We start from the raw sequence: 16,886 nt of genomic DNA on the forward strand, positions 1-16,886 counted from the left end.
CGCTGCGGTAGCGGCGAAATCCTCTCATCGCCGCTACCGTTAACGCATCGAACGGGTGGTTGGCCCATCCGGACCGGCGTTCGCGGCGCCCGACCGCGTCCTTGATGCGGCGAATCAGCCGAACAAGCGCCAGCGCCGACGCTCGCCCTGTGCGATAGCAGGTTTGGTTACGGCCTTCTTCCTAAATACCTTCACCATTCCCCGCAGCAGCAACTCCTCGCGACTGAAACCCAGTGACAGGCATTGCTGGAAGTTTTCATGCGATTCACTTCCAGGCACCACGCAGCCGCTCCACTCGCCCTCGTGCAGGAATTCGACTTCACCGCGCATCGACTCGAACAGATCGCGATAGTACGAGAGCCGGCGCCGGTTCATGGCATGCACGTACTCCGATCCCTCGTCGTCCGAGCCGCCGGCTTGCTTCATCATCTCCACGAACTCGGTGTCGTCGCTGATCAGGTGTTGCCAAGGCCTGGGAACCCTGTGCTGGAAGTGACTGCCGAAGTCGCAGGTCCAGATCGGATCGAAGGTGATGTAGGCAAGCCCACCCGGCTTGAGCACGCGCACGATTTCCTTCAATGCCGCGCCCGGATCAGGAATGTGCTCGAACGCGTTGAACGAGAAAATCGCGTCGAACAGATCGTCGCGATAAATCGTGTTCATTGCGTCGACCGCATGAAACTCCAAACGCTCGATCGGAAAACCATGACCGTGACGAACAAGTTTTTCCTGCAACAGCTTCACCAGCTCGCCGCCGAAACGCGCATTCTGGTCGAAATAGTCCGTGCAATAGATACGGCCGACATCGTTGGCTATGAAAGCGCTATGACCACCCGCACCGCCGCCGACGTCCAGCGTCACCGCATTGGCCGGCACCTTCAGTCCCAGCGAGTTGAGCAACTGCCACATCCGCTCGACATCCACCCGATGCTCGTTGACGTCCGCGGATTCGCAATAACCGCCGGTAGCGGCTTCGGGCTGTGTTTCCTGGGTCGACTGGTCTTGCGCCGTCACGGGCACGACTCCTGCGGGTAGATAAAAAGTATTGGTCGTCGCGCCGTGGAACGGGGCCATGACACCGGCATCCCAGCGGTACGGTTGATAGCCCAATTCGGCAAGCAGCGCGGTCACATTGTGCCAATCGCTGTTTTCGACCAGCAAAATGGGCTTGCATGCTTCGATGGTGGTCAGCAGTCCCCGAATGGCGGAGGCTTCGAAACCCTCGACATCCACCTTAATCAGATCGGGACGCAGGGCACAATCGTCGCCACGCTTGACTGGCACGCGGACTTGCGAAAATTCCGGGGCATGGCCCCGCTCGAGATACTTCTCGCGCACCCAGGGCTTGTCGAACTGGTCCAGATCGAACGTGGACTCCTCGAGGAACACCTCGCCATCCACCGAAGGCACGTGCAAGGTCAACTCGATCGCCTCATCCCCAAGCCCCGCCCGATGGATATGCACCGCACCACCGGACTCCCTGGCGATGCTCTCCAGTCCCGGCCAAAGTTGCGGATTGGCCTCGAACGAGTGGATCTCGACTCTCTCACCCAGAGTCGATCTGATCGACGCGATGGTCTGCCCGCCGTTGGCGCCGATATCCAGAACGGTGCGGATCGGTCGCAGGTTGCCGTCGATCCAACTCAGCGCCTCGAAATCAGGGTCATGTATCGCCTTGTTCCGGAGCTGTTGAACCACTTTCGCATGCAGCGCTTCGATTTCCGTCACGAACCACCCCCAGAATGATCTGCCGCAGATGTTTGGCCAACGCTCGCCAACTGTAACCACGCGCGGTTTCGATGCCCGCCGAGCCATGCCGATCGGCAAGTTCTGAATCGTCAAGGTATCGCTTGATCGCGCCAGCCAGATCGCCGACGTTGTCGGCGAGGAAGCCGTTGTGACCGTCCTGCACCAATTCGGTGAATGCCAGCGTTGAGCTGCGTGCCACCACCGGCCGCATGGCCATCCACGATTCCAGCAGCACGATCCCAAAGCTCTCGCTTTCGCTCATGTTGGCCAGACACAGCGAGCTGGCCAACGCTCCGATCACCACCTCACGCGGCTGCGCGCCGTAGTAATGCACACCAGACCCCTCCAGCGCTATGCCGTCGTCATCCGGCCCGATCAACACCACGTCCAAGCGATGCCCCGCGGCACGCAATTGTTCGCAAGCCTGCACGATCATTCTGTAGTTCTTCGCGCCGGTCTTGCGGCCCAGCACCAGCACAAACGGATTTTCGCCGGCATGGATCCGGCGGAACGCTTCGCGACCGCGAGCGAGCGATTCGGCAGAGAAGTCGCTGGCATCGAAGCCACCGCCTGGCGCGACCTGCGCATTGGCGCCGATCAGGTCGAAAAACACCGACTTGCTCGCGGCGGGAGCCGCAATAACCGCCTCGACCGTACTGAACACATCGTAGAACTGCCGCCAGTGGTAGTAACGATCTTCCATGTGGAAATGTGGCAGCACGACGGCGGGAATGCCGTTGCGCGCGGCCACCTGCGCGCCCAGGACCGAGGTCGAGAACGGCACGCCCTGCGCGAGGATGACGTCATAGCCGACGCAGGCGCGCTCCAGCCAAGCCTCGAGTTCGGAGCTATGTGGACCACGCGTGCCGAAAAAAAGCTGATCCTGGTCTCGGGGTCGTTCGCGGGTCACGGCAACCAGTTCCTTCACCCAGCGCTCGACCGGAATCTGACGCGCGCGTTGCTCCATCCCCTCGACCAGCGAAATCTCCACCTCGCCATAAGCGCCGGTGGCCGTGCAGGCATCGACGATATAAGCCAGTTCGCGAACGTCGTCGTCGCCTTGATAACGCGCCGAGGTTTGCAACTCGAGCAGGCGACCCTCGGTATTGAGGTGCTGGGTAAACGAAAACTTGCGGTGAAGCCGCTTGACGCCCAATTCCTTGCCGTCGAGGCGAATCGAGACCTGGACCGGCTCCAGCGCCAGACCGGAGACGGTCAACGATTGAGTATCCGGAGGCAGGCGAATCTGCGCTGTCTGTGCTGCCCACCGAATAACGCCGCCGTTGTGGCGCTCGGCGAAGTTCCAGCCGCCGAGTAAGCCATCGCCGAGATCTTCGGCCAGCTCCCGGCCCAGCTGAAGCGACTCGCGCATCCATGTCGATTGCAATGTGCGGGCACTCTCGAAGCGATCCTTGGCGGGCGGATCGAGCGGGAACAGGTGCACCGCGCCCCTCATCGCCGGCACCCGATCGTTGGCCGAAGGCGGATCGTAGTCCGCGGAAAAGTGCAATGTGTCGCGAATAGCGCCCACCGCCGGAGCGACGACATCGAATTCGATGCCATCCAACCGTTCCAGCTCGCGCAATACGTTCAGCAGAAACACTTCGGCGCCGCCACGCGCGGGCTCGCCGAATCGGTAAGTCAGCACCAGCGCCTTGCACGGCCGCGAACGCGGCATCAGCGCGCGCAGGCTACGTCTGAACTTGCCGCCGAGGACGCGCCAGTCCAGGTGGGTCGAAACGTAGTCCATGGCGGCGCTGGAAAGCCGCGACCTCAGCGCGGCATCGTCGAGCATCTGCGGAATTAGTTCGGCCATCTGCGATGGCTGCGCCTCCACATAGTGCTCGCCTGCGCGCAGCCCGGGAAACCCGCGTGCGCCCACGGCCGAGCTCAACATGGGCAGGCCGGCCACGAGGAAATCGGGCACCTTGAGACTTGAACCGCCGCCTTCGAACAGCGGATTCACGGCCAGGTCGGCGACGGCGAACAGAGCTTCCTTTTCCTCGCGGCCGAGAAACCCCAACAACACGACATTGTCGGGCAGCGAATTGCCCATGACCGATTGGCAAACCGAGCCGACTATCGCGAACGTCACCTGCGGCAACTTGCCGGCCAACTCGTCGATGATGTATTGCACCGCTCCGACATTGGGCGGATGCCCGCTACCGACGAATACCGCGATCGGGCGACGCGAAACCTCGTCTGTGGAGGACTGCTTGGGCGCCAACGACTGCCGGTGGATCGAGGGAATCCGCACCCCGTTCTCGATGACCAGCGCATTGTCGACCTTACGCGTCGCGCAGAACAGATCGCGATCCTCTTCGGAAACGCAAAGCAAAAGATCCGCGCGCTCGAGCAGTCGCGACTCAAGCGCTTCGACCGCCTCGATCCATTGCGGCCCATCGTTGCGTGCGGCGAGCAGCGCCTGCTTCAACGAGGTTTCGACGTTCTGCGACGAGTAAACGACGCTTAGGCCATCGGGCACGAACGCCAGCAGAGGAGTCAGGAAACACTGTTCGAAGATCACTACCGAGACCGACCCGATCTCCTCGCGCAATGCGGCGACCAGCTGCGGATTGTCCAGACAGTGCTTGGCCGAGACCAGATCCGCCACCGACACGGACTGATTGCGCAGCGACTCCACGTCCTCGCGCCGATGCGATTCGGATTTAGGAATCGCCCGCTGCACGACTCCAGGCGCGAGCATGCGCCTGATTTCGATGTCGGCATCGCTCAGGCACAGGAAGGTGACGTCGAATTCCTTACCCAGTTCGGTTAGCAACTCCTTGATCCGAACCTGCCCACCGCCCTGTGCGACGTGGACTTCGTAGTCGCAGAGCATAAGCACCCGCTTGCGGGATGCGGCGGACGAGGAAAGGTCCAGCACCTCGTCGATCGCTGTGGCGGTCGCCGCGGCGATGCTGGCCCAGGCGTACTTCGATTCGGCCAAGGCAGCACCCGCGTGCCCCATGCGCGCGCTCGCGGCGCCGTCTTGCAACACCGACGTCAGGCCTGCCGCGAACTGCTCGAGCTCGCAGATGCGGGCCTGTTCGCCATCGACCAGATCCAGTCCCCGCGCGCCCACCGCGGTACACACGATCGGCGCGGCATGCGCCATGTAATCGAGCATCTTGAGATTGGTGCCCGCGCCGCTGGTCAGGGGATTGATCGCGGCGCCGCATTGCCGGAGCAACGCGCTCTTCTCGGCCTCGGAAACGAAGCCCAGCAATTTCACATTGGAAGGCACCGTGCCCTGATACGCCTTGCAGACGCTGCCGATGACGTTGAATGTCACCGATGGCAATGCCGGAGCCAACTGCCCGACGATGTATTGCAGCGCCTCCACGTTCGGCGGATGCGCGCTGCCGAGGAACAACACCCCCCCGTCGCGTTGCGAGTCCGCCGTGGCGTCCATCGGTTCAGGCGGATCGAAACCATTCGGCGCGAGGAAAATACGCTGTAAGGGGAAGCCGAACACACGGGCGAATTCGCGCCGTTCCTCCTCGCTGGTGGCGAATATCGCCGACGAACAGGCGATCAGCCGCGCTTCCAGATCGCGGATAAACGCCGAGGCCTGAACGCCCACCGCGCCCTTGAGCATCTGCTGCGCGAGCCGATACTCCACGTTGTACGCGTTATAGATGCGGAATTTTCCGTCGCTGCCCGCGCCCTTGTCGTACGGCAATGTAAACGGCGATTCGTGGATGATCGCATCGGCATCGGCCGCCAACTCGCCCAACCGGGCGCCGAAATCGGTGTCGAATTCCGAGGCCATCGCGACCGCGAGCGCGGAACACTCCGGCCCAATGCCCTCGGTTTCCAGCGACCAGTGGATCTGTTCGGTCTCGACCGGCTTGGGCACCCGGAACTCGCGAAAACTGGGCGAATGCTCGACTCGCTCCGCTTTCGCGCTGGAGTAAGTCGCCGACAGCAAGGTCACGTCGAACTGCTCGCTCAAATGCCGATAAAGCATGTAGTAGCGCTGCTCTCCTCCGCTCGTGGGAGGCACGAACGCAGGAAAGAAGTTGATCGCGAGTAGTTTCTTGCGTTTGTCTGTCATGGTACTGCCCGGCCGATCCCTGTCCTTCAACGCGTCGTCAAGCGACGCAGGTCCGCTTCGACCATCATTTCGATCAGCTTTTGCAAGCTGGTCTTCGGCGACCAACCGAGCTTGGCCTTGGCCTTGGCCGGGTTGCCAAGCAGTACGTCGACTTCGGCGGGACGGAAGAACTTCTCGTCGATGATCAAATGGTCGTTGACGTTCAAACCCACGTGTTCAAAAGCGATTTCGCACATCTTGCGCACGGTCGTGGTCTCACCGGTGGCCACGACGTAGTCGCCGCCCTCGGCCTGTTGGGTCATCAGCCACATCGCCTCGACGTAGTCGCCAGCGAAACCCCAGTCGCGCTTGGAGTCGATGTTGCCCAGGCGCAGCTCTTTTTGCTGACCCAGCTTGATCCGCGCGACCGCGTCGGTGACCTTGCGGGTCACGAACTCGATACCGCGCAGCGGCGACTCGTGGTTGAACAAGATGCCGCTGGAAGCATGCAGGCCGAAGCTTTCGCGGTAGTTCACCGTCGCCCAGTGGGCCATCAGCTTGGCCACGCCGTAAGGACTGCGCGGATAGAAGGGCGTGGTCTCGTCCTGCATCTCGGCCTGGATCAGACCGAACATTTCGCTGGTCGACGCCTGATAGAAACGCGCCTTCGGATTGACGATACGCACCGCTTCGAGCACGTTCAGCGCGCCGACGCCATCGACTTGCGCGGTCAGCAGCGGTTGCTGCCAGGACGATCCGACGAAACTCTGGGCGCCGAGGTTGTACACCTCGTCGGCCTTGGAGACGTCCATCGCGCGAATCAACGACGACAAATCAGTCAAGTCGCCATCCAGCAACGTCACCTGATCGGCGACTCCCAACTCGCGCAAGCGCCAGAGGGTATCGCTGCTGCGCCGAGCGAGGATGCCGTATACCGCGTAGCCTTTCGACAACAACAATTGCGAAAGGTAAGCGCCGTCCTGGCCGGTGATACCAGTGATCAATGCGTTCTTGTTGCTCATGAGTGCGTCCGTACGTCCTGAAGAATGTCTTTTAGAGTGGTTTCGATAGCGATCTTTGGAACCCAGCCCGTGGCATCGCGCAAGGCGCCGGCATTTCCGACCATGCGACGTTGCTCGGCGCGTCGTAATTTGCTCGGATCCTGCCGGACATCCACGGAAACCCCTTCGATGCGGCACATCAGCTCGAGCAGATCGCGTACCTTGCGTTCGACCCCGGACGCGACCAGATAGGTGGCGCCCGACACGCCCCGCTCGAGCGCCGCAGCATAGGCGGCAACGATATCGCGCACGTCGGTAAAGTCGCGTGTAGTGTCGATATCGCCGGCGTCGATCACCGGCTCCTGGCGCCCATCGGCGATCGCCGCGACCTGGCCCGCCAGCGCCGGAACCACGAAGTGGGCCGCCTGACCGGGACCGATGTGATTGAACGGCCTCAGCACCAGGGCATCGAGCCCCTCGCTGCGCTGCCATTGCAAGCACAGTTGCTCGGCGGCGACCTTGCTGACCGCATAGGGGTTGCGCGGCGCGGGCATCAGCGCCTCCGTCACCGGCAAGTCCGCCTCGGCGACCTGCCCGTAGACATCGCCGGAACTGACGTATAGCAATCGCCCGGCGAACCGGTTCCGCTTGAGCGCCTGCAGCAGATTCAGCGTGCCCAGGAAATTGATATCGAAGGTCTCGCGCGGAGCCTCGAAGGAACGCGGCACGAAGCTTTGCGCGGCCAGGTGCAGCACCGCGTCGGGGCGCGACTCGGCCACCGCATCGGCCACCGCATCGGCATCGCGAATGTCCCAGTCTCCAACCGGCGTGACGAATTCGCAGGCTCCGAACCCGCCCGCCGCGACCGCGTCATGGACATAGCGTCCGACAAAGCCCCTGGCCCCGGTCACCAGCAACCGCTTCGGGCCATCGCGCCGGCTCATGGGCGCCTCCCCAGGACCGCGTAATCCGGCCCCACGTTCAGTAACCACAGCATGTCATTGATCGACTTCGCTCCAGGCAAATCGTCCGCAATCAAGGGCGGCGCGTTGAGTTCGCGATGTGCGCTCAAGCGCTCCACACGCACATCGGTGAAGCCACGGTTCCCCACCAACCATTGCAGCATCGCGGAAGGCAGGGGATTGCGATGAGTCGGGTCCATATAGAAATAGTGCGCGCCTACCAGCAGGTTTTCCGGGTTCGGCGTCTCCAGAAACAGCAATCCGCCAGGACGCAGGACCCGCAGGCTTTCCTCGACCAGTTCCACCACCCGCTCGAACGGAAGGTGCTCGACCAAATGCATCGATGTGATCGCGCCCACGGAACCTTCCGGCATGCGACGCAGCACCTCGACCGCATCGCCTTCTACGACCTTCAGCCCGGTGCCCTTGCAACTGGCGACGAAATCGTGGTTCAGGTCGATACCGCTGGCCTCCAGGCCGTGTTCGCCCAACAGTTCCAGCCATTCACCCCGGCCGCAGCCGATGTCCAGCACCGGCGCCTCCAAAGTGCCGGCCCCGACTTCACGGATCCATTCCAGATAAGGTTCGATTCGCGCCCGGATCAGTTCGCGCGAACCGCGGAACTGCTCCTCGAACGCCGAATAGAGCGCGTCCATTTTTTCGCGAATACGCGCCTCGTCGCGCTCGGCGACCTTGGCCGTTTCCATCATCGGCATCAGTTCGCCGATGCTCTGGCGCAACTTCGCGTTTTGGCCGCGCAGCTCGGCGATTTCGTCGACCAGCAGATTGATGTGGCGGCCCAGCTCATGCGATTCCTGGGCCTGCACCGTGTCCAGGACTTGCTGGCGATCGTGGTTAGCCCCCAGCCGCAGCAGCGCGTGCGCCCACGACACGAGCTTGCCGACGATCGGCTTGCGCTTGAGTTTCTGCAACCTGAACGGTATCAACAGGCCGTCGATATGAACCTGCTTGGCCATGCCCTCCTCGGACCAGCGCAGGGCCCCGAGAATTTCCACCTTGGTCAGACGCCGCGCGCGCAATTCCTCGAGGAAATACGTCATCCCGTCCGGATCGGGTGCCCGCCTGAGCACGGTGCGATAAGCCGTCTCGACGAAGCTCGCGTCGGACGGGACAAGCAACTCGCCGAGCACGTACTGGCGTTTGGCCGGCACCGTGTAGGAGACGGAACGCCAATACGACCCCCTCCTGGACGATCCGGCACCGCCGGAGCGCGCATCGAGCTCGTCGTCGATCCTCGCGAGCATGCGCGCGACAGCCGCGTCGCCATCGTCTTTCGCCGGCATCGAACCGAGCGGAACGGATTCGCTCAAGCGCGCGCTTACCGAACGCATCACGCCATAGACATCTTTCGGGTCAGGTTTTTGACTCACGAAATCACCTTGCCCGATTGCACAGGTACGGCCTGACCGGAACCAACTTCCCGCACGACGATAGTCGGTGGGATCCACGCGCTACCGACGAAATTGTCCTTGTCCAGATTGGCCACGGTGAATATCAGCGCCAGATCGCGCCAGTGATAGTTCTTTTGCAGATGGGTTTCGGTGCTCGACAGCGCGACCGAGAACGAATAGGTGCCAGGGCCGAGATTGGCCGGGAAACTTACCCGATATTCCACCTCGTCTCCCGCCCGCAACTGATCGCGGGCTTGCTTGGTGTGGTGGGTATTGGTTCCGAAGATCGCCTGGCCCAGGCGGTCGCGGATCATGTACCCAAACACCAGCCGTTCCACCGGCTGATGCACGGCAACCTTCGCCCGCAAGGTCACCGCCTGCCCCACGTTCACGTACTCCACTGGGGCGTCCGTCGCGTCCAGCAATTGCAACTGGGTGATCACCGCTTCACCGGTGCCCGATTCGGTCGAGATCTTCCCCTCGACCGCGGCCTCGGTCTTGACGGTGCTGTTCTCGCGCTGGGCGATCAGAGCGTTGTAATAGTCGAAAACTTCGTATGGGTCGCTGTCGAGCACCACCCGGCCGCCGTCGAGCAGGATCGCGCGGTCGCAAAGCGATTGGATCGCCGAGGGATCGTGCGAGACGATCAGCAAGGTCGTGCCCGCCTCGCGGAATTCGCGAATGCGCTTGAAGCACTTATGCACAAAGTAGGCATCGCCGACCGATAGCGCCTCGTCGACGATCAATACGTCCGGACGCACCGCGGTCGCCACGCTGAACGCGACCCGCATCTGCATGCCGCTGGAGTAGGTACGCACGGCTTGATCGAAGTACTCGCCGATTTCGGCGAACGCCTCGATCTCCGGCAGCAGTGTTTCGATCTGGTCCTGCGGCAGGCCCATCAGGCCGGCGGCATGGATCACGTTCTGGCGTCCGGTCAGCTCGCTGCTGAAACCCAGACCGAGTTCCAACAGGGCCGCGACCCGGCCGTGCAAAGCGATCTGTCCTTCGCTCGGCTTGGTAGTGCCGGTGATCATCTTCAGCAAGGTGCTCTTGCCCGCGCCGTTCTGGCCGATGATGCCGATCGATTCGCCCTGGTTCACCGAGAACGTCACATGACGTATGACCCAGTGCTCGGCGCGCGGAACCACCGGCACGCCCATCCAGCGCGCGAAACGCTGCAGTTCGCTACGGTATTCGACGTACGATTTGCCGACCTGATTGACGGTAAGAACGGCGCTCATAGCACATCCACCATTTCTGCCGAAGCACGGCGGAACAGGAACATGCCCACCATCAGCAGGACCACCGTTGCGACCAGCACACTCCACAGGCTCTGCTGTGGCGCGCGCTGATAGACGATGATGTCGTGATAGGCCATGGCCAACGGCGCCACCGGGTTGAACAACAACGTCACCTTGAATGCCTCCGGCACCACCTTGATCGGATAGACGATCGGCGTGACCCAGAACCAGAACTGCAGAATCACGCCCATCACATGCCCCACATCGCGGGCGAAGACGTTCAGGACGCCCACGATCAGGCCCACGCCCGTGGCCAGCGCCACGGTCAGCGCCATCAACACCGGCAGCCACAGGTAATGCACGTTCGGATAGACGCCTAAGATCGGCAGGATCACCATGATCACGCAGAACAGCGCCATGCTGTTGACCAGCGAAGAGCCTACCGAAATCATCGGCAGGGCTATGCGCGGGAACTGCATTTTCTTCAGCAGCGAGCCATGGTCGATGAACACCATCAGCAAGCGCTGGACGATCTCGGCGAACAGCGACCAGCACAGGATGCCGGAGATCAGGTAAACCGCGTAGGCGTACTTGCTGCCGACCCCCTCCAGTCGCGCGCCCAGCACGTTCGACAGGATGGTGGCGAAGATCAGCACCTGAGCCAACGGCTGCAGGATGATCCACGCCCCGCCGAAGGCGCTGCGGGAAAAACGTGATTTGAACTCGTTGACCACCGATGAAACGATGAATCCGCGATACCGCCATGCGGCCCTGAGTAATGCAGACATCCGTTGGGTTCTCTCGGTTAGCGATTCGACGGCGCGAACGCGGATGCGTCGTCGCGGATTGGTTTCGGTTGCATGCCCAGCGCCTGCAGACGCTGCGCTATCCGCTGCGCCGCCAGACGCGGCGAAAGCAGGTTCACCGCGTCGATGCGCGCCTGCCGGCCGAGGGTCGCGGCGAAATCGCGATCGTCGGCGAGCCGACGCATATGCCGGGCGGCCTGATCCACGTCGGCTTCGGCCCAATGCGCGCCCGGCTCGTGCGGATACTCGCCTTCACCCACCGGTACCAGCCGATAGCCGACCAAGCAGCTGTTGCGTTCGTTCATGAAGTCGCGGTTGCCCGACCAGTCGGTACCGATCACCGGCTTACCCAGGGCCATGCATTCGGCCAGGCCCAGGCCGAAGCCTTCCGAACGGTGCAGCGACACATAGACGTCAGCGCAGCGCTGCAAGGCATGCACATGCGCGCGGTCGATCACTTCATCGCGCACCACGATGCGCGAATCGCCGGCGACTTCGTTGAGCAGGGCGCGGAAGGTTTCCAGGTGGCGATGACCGTTGCTGGACTTCAACAGCAATTGCACGTCTGTCCGATCGGACGGAAACGCCCGCCGGAACGCATCGATCGTCGCGAGCGGATTCTTGCGCGCGACCCAGGAGTTGAAATCGAACGTGCACAGGAACACGAAGCGGTCAGGCCGCAGGCCGAAGTCCTCGCGTTGCAGGCCGCTATCGGGCACTTCGTTCAGAGGCAATGGCACGCGCAGGATCGGCTTGTGGGTGACTCGCCGGAACGCCTGCTCGACGAATTCCGACGCCACCATGATCTCGTCCACCCGATCAATCGCGGGCAGCCATGCCGCCGGGATTTCCTGCAACTCCCAAAACCAGCAGCCGATCAGGTAACGGCCTTGCATGCGGGCCTCGCCGATGTGCTCGATCGCACTGGGCAGGTAATCGGGATTGACGAAGACAATGCTCACCGGGTGCGGCGTGTCCTGCCCGATCTGTCCCTGCAGGCTTCGATCGTCAAGCACGTGCGGCAAATCGATATCGATGTCGTGCAACGCCACCGGATAGCCGCTGTCGAGCAGAGCGCGCGCGTACATGCGTGCGCTTTCGGCCAGGCCGAACTGACCACGGAAATACCCGAACAGATTGACCCCGGCGGCGGACGCGTACTCCGGCGCGACCGACGCGACCGGCGCTGGCGGGTCGACGATCGCGCGATCCCAGGCGGGCGTGCGTGCGAAGCGCGCACGCTGCTGGGCCCGACCGGACATCGCGCGCGAGACGCCGTCGCGCAGGACTCGCGGAAGACGCCGGTACAGCACTTGCAACCAAGCCTGCCGCCGAATCCAGGCAGCCAGATTCAGTAGCAGCAAGCCCGTGCCGCTACTCACGCGCACGTCGGAGTTCAAGAGTCGAGCCTCGTTAGCCACGATCGCATCGGCGGACGGTCAGGCAGCAAGCGCGCGTTCAAGCTCGGCCCGCAAATCCGCCAAATCCTCCACGCCCACGCTCAACCGCACCAGATTGTCGGTAATCCCCAACGCCGCGCGGCGATCGGGCGGAATCGACGCGTGCGTCATCACCGCCGGATGGTTGACCAGGCTTTCCACGCCGCCAAGCGATTCGGCGATGGTGAACAGTTCGCAGCGCTCCATCATCCGGCGCGCGCCGTCCATGCCGCCCTTGACGTAGATGCTGACCATGCCGCCGAAGCCGTGCATCTGGCGCTTGGCCAGTTCGTGCTGCGGGTGCGATGTCAGGCCGGGGTAGATGACCTTTTCGACCGACGGGTGGGTCTGCAGCCATTCGGCCAGCGCCTGCGCGTTTTCGCAGTGGGCCTTCATGCGCAGGTGCAGGGTCTTCAGGCCGCGCAGCGCGAGGAAGCTGTCGAACGGGCCCTGGATGCCGCCGACCGCGTTCTGCAGGAAGGTCATGCGTTCGGCGAGGTCCGCGTCGTCGCCGACCACGGCGATGCCGCCGACGATGTCGGAGTGGCCGTTGAGGTACTTGGTCGCCGAGTGCATGACGATGTGCGCGCCCAGCTCGAGCGGGCGCTGCAGGATCGGCGAGGAGAAGGTGTTGTCGACCACCACGACCAGGCCGCGCTTGCGCGCGATCGCGGCGATGGCGGCGATGTCGACCAGCTTGAGCAGCGGGTTGGTCGGGGTCTCGATCCAGACCAGCTTGGTCTCGGGGCGGATCGCGGCTTCGAACGCGGCGGTGTCGCTCAGGTCGACCCAGCTGAAGTCCAGGCCGGCGCTGCGGCGGCGCACGCGCTCGAACAGGCGGTAGGTGCCGCCGTAGACGTCGTCCATCGCGATCACGTGGCTGCCGGCGTCGAACATCTCCAGGATGGTCGAGGTCGCGGCCAGGCCGGAGGCGAAGGCATAGCCCTGGGTTCCGCCTTCCAGGCCGGCGATGCAGCGCTCGTAGGCGAAGCGAGTGGGGTTGTGGCTGCGCGAGTACTCGAAGCCCTGGTGCTGGCCGGGGCTGCTCTGGGCGTAGGTCGAGGTGGCGTAGATCGGCGGCATCACCGCCCCGGTGCTGGGGTCGGGCGACTGGCCGGCGTGAATGGCGAGTGTGCCCATGCCGTATTTGCGGGCATCGCCTTGCGGCGGTTGTTGGCTCATTGAGTACTTCCCAGGGGCGGCATTCCGCCGGTTGGCGCAACCGCGAAGTTTAACATTGCGGCCGTGAGCGCCTGTCCGCCCGGGCCCGGACTTCAGGCAGCGTGCAGGCGGGGTGTGCGGGTGGCGGGTATTTGCGACGGCGGCCACGTTGGGCGGCGGTCGGACGGGGCTGAATGCGCGGTCTGGGCGGGGTGGCTCGGGCGAAAGCGGCGGTTTGGCTGTGGTTTTGGCGAATTTCTGCTGCTGCTCGCGCGGGGATCGGACTCACTTGACCGATAAGGATCGCGGCTGGCATGGCCCCGCCCTGGCGAGGCGGCCCCCGAGCTTCAAGCCCCCTCTCCCGCTTGCGGGAGAGGGTTGGGGTGAGGGCGCGCGCCCTCATCCGCCCTTCGGGCACCTTCTCCCGCGAGCGGGAGAAGGACTCTTCTCGAGGTTTCGGGCAATTCGGGTCAGGGCACCGCAGCGCCCCGGGGACATGGGGCCCGTGGCCCGGAGCCCGGCCTTACTGCACGCGCCGACGCAGGAAATTCAATAAATCGATGCGGGTAATCAGACCGAGGAACTTGTCGCCGTCCATGACGATGGCGACATGGCCGCGGTCGAATACCGGCAGCAACGATTCGATCGGGTCGGCGACCGGGATCTTGTCGAGCTTGCTGACCATCGCGGTCGAGACCGGATCGCGGAAGCGCGATTCGTCGCCGTACACGTGCAGCAACACATCGCTTTCGTCGACGATGCCGACGATGTGCTCGCCGTCCATCACCGGCAGCTGCGACACGTCGTACAACTTCATTCGCTGGTAGGCGGTGACGAGCAGATCGTTCGGGCCGACCACCACGGTGTCGCGCTGCGAATACGGACGCAGAATCAGATCGCGCAGATCGCCGTGCTGTTCGCGCTGGATGAAGCCGTTGTCGAGCATCCAGTAGTCGTTGTACATCTTCGACAGGTACTTGTTGCCGGTGTCGCAGACGAACACCAGCACCTTCTTCGGCGTGGCCTGCTCGCGGCAGTACTTCAGCGCCGCGGCCAGCAGGGTGCCAGTCGAGGAGCCGCCGAGGATGCCTTCCTTTTCCAGCAGCTCGCGCGCGGTCAGGAAGCTTTCCTTGTCGTTGATCGCGTAGGCCTTCTTGACCCGGGTGAAGTCGGAGATCGGCGGCAGGAAATCCTCGCCGATGCCTTCGACCATCCAACTGGCCGACTTGTCCGACAAGGTGCCGCGGTTGATGTATTCCTCGAGGATCGAGCCGACCGGATCGGCCAGGATCAACTCGGTGGCCGGCGACAACTTCGCGAACGCGCGCGACAGGCCGGTCATGGTGCCGGAGCTGCCGCAACCGAACACGATGGCGTCGAGCTCGCCGCCCATCTGTTCGAGGATTTCCGGACCGGTGCCGAACTCGTGCGCGGCCGGGTTGTCGGGGTTGCCGAACTGGTTGATGAAGTAGGCGCCCGGGGTTTCGCCGGCGATGCGCTCGGCGAGGTCCTGGTAGTAATCCGGATGACCCTTGGCCACGTCCGAACGGGTCAGCACCACCTGCGCGCCCATCGCCTTGAGGTTGAAGATCTTCTCGCGGCTCATCTTGTCGGGCACGACCAGCAGCAGCTTGTAGCCCTTCTGCTGCGCGACCAGGGCCAGGCCGATGCCGGTGTTGCCGGCGGTGCCTTCGACCAGGGTGTCGCCGGGCTTGATCTTGCCGGCCTTCTCGGCCGCTTCGATCATCGACAGGCCGATGCGGTCCTTGATCGAACCGCCGGGGTTCTGCGATTCGAGCTTGAGATACAGCTCGCACACGCCGGTGTCCAGGCGCTGGGCCTTGACGATCGGGGTGTTGCCAATGAGTTCGAGTACCGAGGAGTGAATGGCCATGCGGCTCCTGCCAGCCGCTACCGTGCGGCGAATCGGACCATTCTAGCCGCCGGGCCGTGGTGCGCGCCTCCTCGCGGAGCCGCGAACGCCCGGGATATCACCTTCATGGCGCCGATGCGCGCAGCGGTCGCCGGCGCAGACCGGGGCCGCACCGCGCCCGTCGGCTTGCGGTGAGTTCATCGCTGCAGTGGTAGCCGCGGGCGGCAGCGATCGACGAGGATGACCGCCGCCGCCCGCGCTAAGCCTGGAGCCGCGACCGCGGGCGGGTCGGGTCCGTGTGGACTGAGCCGGGGCCTGCGCGCCCGGCCGGTGCGCAACCGGCATCGCGCCGGCTGCGCTGCATGCGCGGCCGCCTCACCCGCGGGTGGGCCGCACGCATGCGATGGGCTTCAATGTTGCTGATCGTAGAGTTGGATCAGCCGATCCTTCGCAGCCAACTTCTCGCGTTTCATCTGACCCAAGGTGGTGTCGTCGATCGGCAGCACGCCGAGCTCGGCGTCCATCACCTTCTTGTCGAGATCCTTGTGGCGCTGGTAGAGCTGTTTGAATTCCGGGTTGCTCTTGATCAGCGCGTCGATTTCAGGCTGCGGTTGTTCTTCGAACATGAAAGCCTCCTTCAGCACGAATGCAAACGCCCCGGCCGCGAGACCAGGGCGTTGCGGGGGACCGTAAGGTGCGTCGGGCTCGGCGCGGCGCCGGCTTCGCACAGGCCGGCCGCGCGCGAATGTGCGGCGGCGGGATCCTGCGGAAAGGGCGTATCGCTCATCGGCCTGACTCTTCGCCAAGCGGCGGTAGAACCGCTCGGATAATCGACCCTACTCCTGCGATCCGGATCCGGCAAGGGTGGACTGCAAACGGTTTCAGGCTACGGCCAGACTCGCCGGCCCGGACCGCAAGCGGCGCTTAACCATTTGATTACAAAGAAATAACTCACACACATTCGGTGCATGGATCGCGCTGCGAATCGCAGCTGGAATGTGGCTTTGATCGCCACGGCCGTTCGTCGGGAGCGAGTCTCCCGCTACGGCAAGGTGGCTGATGGCGGGACGCCAGATGGCGCGAATGAAAGGCGGGGCCTGGGAAAGGCGGGATCGCCCGACCCTGGTCCGCGCCGCAGCGCTGGCCGGCACGCGACAGCGGGCTTCGGGTCCAGATTGACGCGGCCCATAGACCGCCCCG

At 63.5% G+C, this 16,886-nt stretch carries 11 protein-coding genes; all 11 read right to left on the reverse strand.

Features of this window, described 5'->3' with window-relative positions:
* Positions 1-114: 114 nt before the first annotated feature.
* The 11 genes from IEQ11_RS20135 to IEQ11_RS20185 all read right to left on the reverse strand — a co-directional run bounded on the left by IEQ11_RS20135 (position 115) and on the right by IEQ11_RS20185 (position 16,312).
* The gene (locus IEQ11_RS20135; protein ID WP_191823526.1) at positions 115-1,728 is read right to left on the reverse strand and encodes a class I SAM-dependent methyltransferase; all 1,614 of its coding nucleotides are present in this window, start codon (positions 1,726-1,728) and stop codon (positions 115-117) included.
* A complete protein-coding gene (locus IEQ11_RS20140; RefSeq protein ID WP_191823527.1) occupies positions 1,664-5,809 on the reverse strand; it encodes a glycosyltransferase family 4 protein in 4,146 nt (1,381 codons plus the stop codon). Before IEQ11_RS20140 ends, IEQ11_RS20135 begins: the two co-directional genes overlap by 65 nt.
* 26 nt (positions 5,810-5,835) lie before the next feature.
* Positions 5,836-6,810: a GDP-mannose 4,6-dehydratase gene (gmd, locus tag IEQ11_RS20145; protein WP_057922514.1), complete on the reverse strand. Its 975-nt coding sequence runs from the start codon at positions 6,808-6,810 to the stop codon at positions 5,836-5,838.
* Positions 6,807-7,733, reverse strand: coding sequence for a GDP-mannose 4,6-dehydratase (locus tag IEQ11_RS20150; RefSeq protein WP_191823528.1), 927 nt, complete (start codon positions 7,731-7,733; stop codon positions 6,807-6,809). Before IEQ11_RS20150 ends, gmd begins: the two co-directional genes overlap by 4 nt.
* Entirely contained in the window at positions 7,730-9,142 is a 1,413-nt protein-coding gene (locus tag IEQ11_RS20155) for a methyltransferase domain-containing protein (RefSeq protein WP_191823529.1), read from the reverse strand. The genes IEQ11_RS20150 and IEQ11_RS20155 overlap by 4 nt, the downstream gene beginning before the upstream one ends.
* Complete coding sequence (locus IEQ11_RS20160) at positions 9,139-10,407, reverse strand: ABC transporter ATP-binding protein (protein WP_191823530.1); 1,269 nt, start codon at positions 10,405-10,407, stop codon at positions 9,139-9,141. The genes IEQ11_RS20155 and IEQ11_RS20160 overlap by 4 nt, the downstream gene beginning before the upstream one ends.
* Positions 10,404-11,195, reverse strand: coding sequence for an ABC transporter permease (locus tag IEQ11_RS20165; protein WP_191823531.1), 792 nt, complete (start codon positions 11,193-11,195; stop codon positions 10,404-10,406). The genes IEQ11_RS20160 and IEQ11_RS20165 overlap by 4 nt, the downstream gene beginning before the upstream one ends.
* A gap of 17 nt (positions 11,196-11,212) precedes the next feature.
* Complete coding sequence (locus IEQ11_RS20170; protein ID WP_228465008.1) at positions 11,213-12,475, reverse strand: glycosyltransferase family 4 protein; 1,263 nt, start codon at positions 12,473-12,475, stop codon at positions 11,213-11,215.
* Between the two features lie 177 nt (positions 12,476-12,652).
* Complete coding sequence (locus tag IEQ11_RS20175; protein WP_191823533.1) at positions 12,653-13,834, reverse strand: cystathionine gamma-synthase; 1,182 nt, start codon at positions 13,832-13,834, stop codon at positions 12,653-12,655.
* Positions 13,835-14,336: 502 nt separating this feature from the next.
* Positions 14,337-15,707, reverse strand: a complete 1,371-nt coding sequence (locus IEQ11_RS20180; RefSeq protein ID WP_191823534.1) for a pyridoxal-phosphate dependent enzyme — start codon at positions 15,705-15,707, stop codon at positions 14,337-14,339.
* A 389-nt stretch (positions 15,708-16,096) separates the two neighbouring features.
* Positions 16,097-16,312: an HP1242/YdcH family protein gene (locus IEQ11_RS20185; protein WP_031371506.1), complete on the reverse strand. Its 216-nt coding sequence runs from the start codon at positions 16,310-16,312 to the stop codon at positions 16,097-16,099.
* Between the last annotated feature and the right edge of the window lie 574 nt (positions 16,313-16,886).

The organism is Lysobacter capsici (assembly GCF_014779555.2).
GTDB lineage: Bacteria > Pseudomonadota > Gammaproteobacteria > Xanthomonadales > Xanthomonadaceae > Lysobacter > Lysobacter capsici.

Bases quoted from the DNA above. Each gene is read 5' to 3' on its own strand.
- IEQ11_RS20140 (WP_191823527.1), bottom strand. From the start codon at position 5,809: ATGACAGACAAACGCAAGAAACTACTCGCGATCAACTTCTTTCCTGCG.
- gmd (WP_057922514.1), bottom strand. From the start codon at position 6,810: ATGAGCAACAAGAACGCATTGATCACTGGTATCACCGGCCAGGACGGC.
- IEQ11_RS20150 (WP_191823528.1), bottom strand. From the start codon at position 7,733: ATGAGCCGGCGCGATGGCCCGAAGCGGTTGCTGGTGACCGGGGCCAGG.
- IEQ11_RS20160 (WP_191823530.1), bottom strand. From the start codon at position 10,407: ATGAGCGCCGTTCTTACCGTCAATCAGGTCGGCAAATCGTACGTCGAA.
- IEQ11_RS20165 (WP_191823531.1), bottom strand. From the start codon at position 11,195: ATGTCTGCATTACTCAGGGCCGCATGGCGGTATCGCGGATTCATCGTT.
- IEQ11_RS20170 (WP_228465008.1), bottom strand. From the start codon at position 12,475: ATGTCCGGTCGGGCCCAGCAGCGTGCGCGCTTCGCACGCACGCCCGCC.
- IEQ11_RS20175 (WP_191823533.1), bottom strand. From the start codon at position 13,834: ATGAGCCAACAACCGCCGCAAGGCGATGCCCGCAAATACGGCATGGGC.
- IEQ11_RS20180 (WP_191823534.1), bottom strand. From the start codon at position 15,707: ATGGCCATTCACTCCTCGGTACTCGAACTCATTGGCAACACCCCGATC.
- IEQ11_RS20185 (WP_031371506.1), bottom strand. From the start codon at position 16,312: ATGTTCGAAGAACAACCGCAGCCTGAAATCGACGCGCTGATCAAGAGC.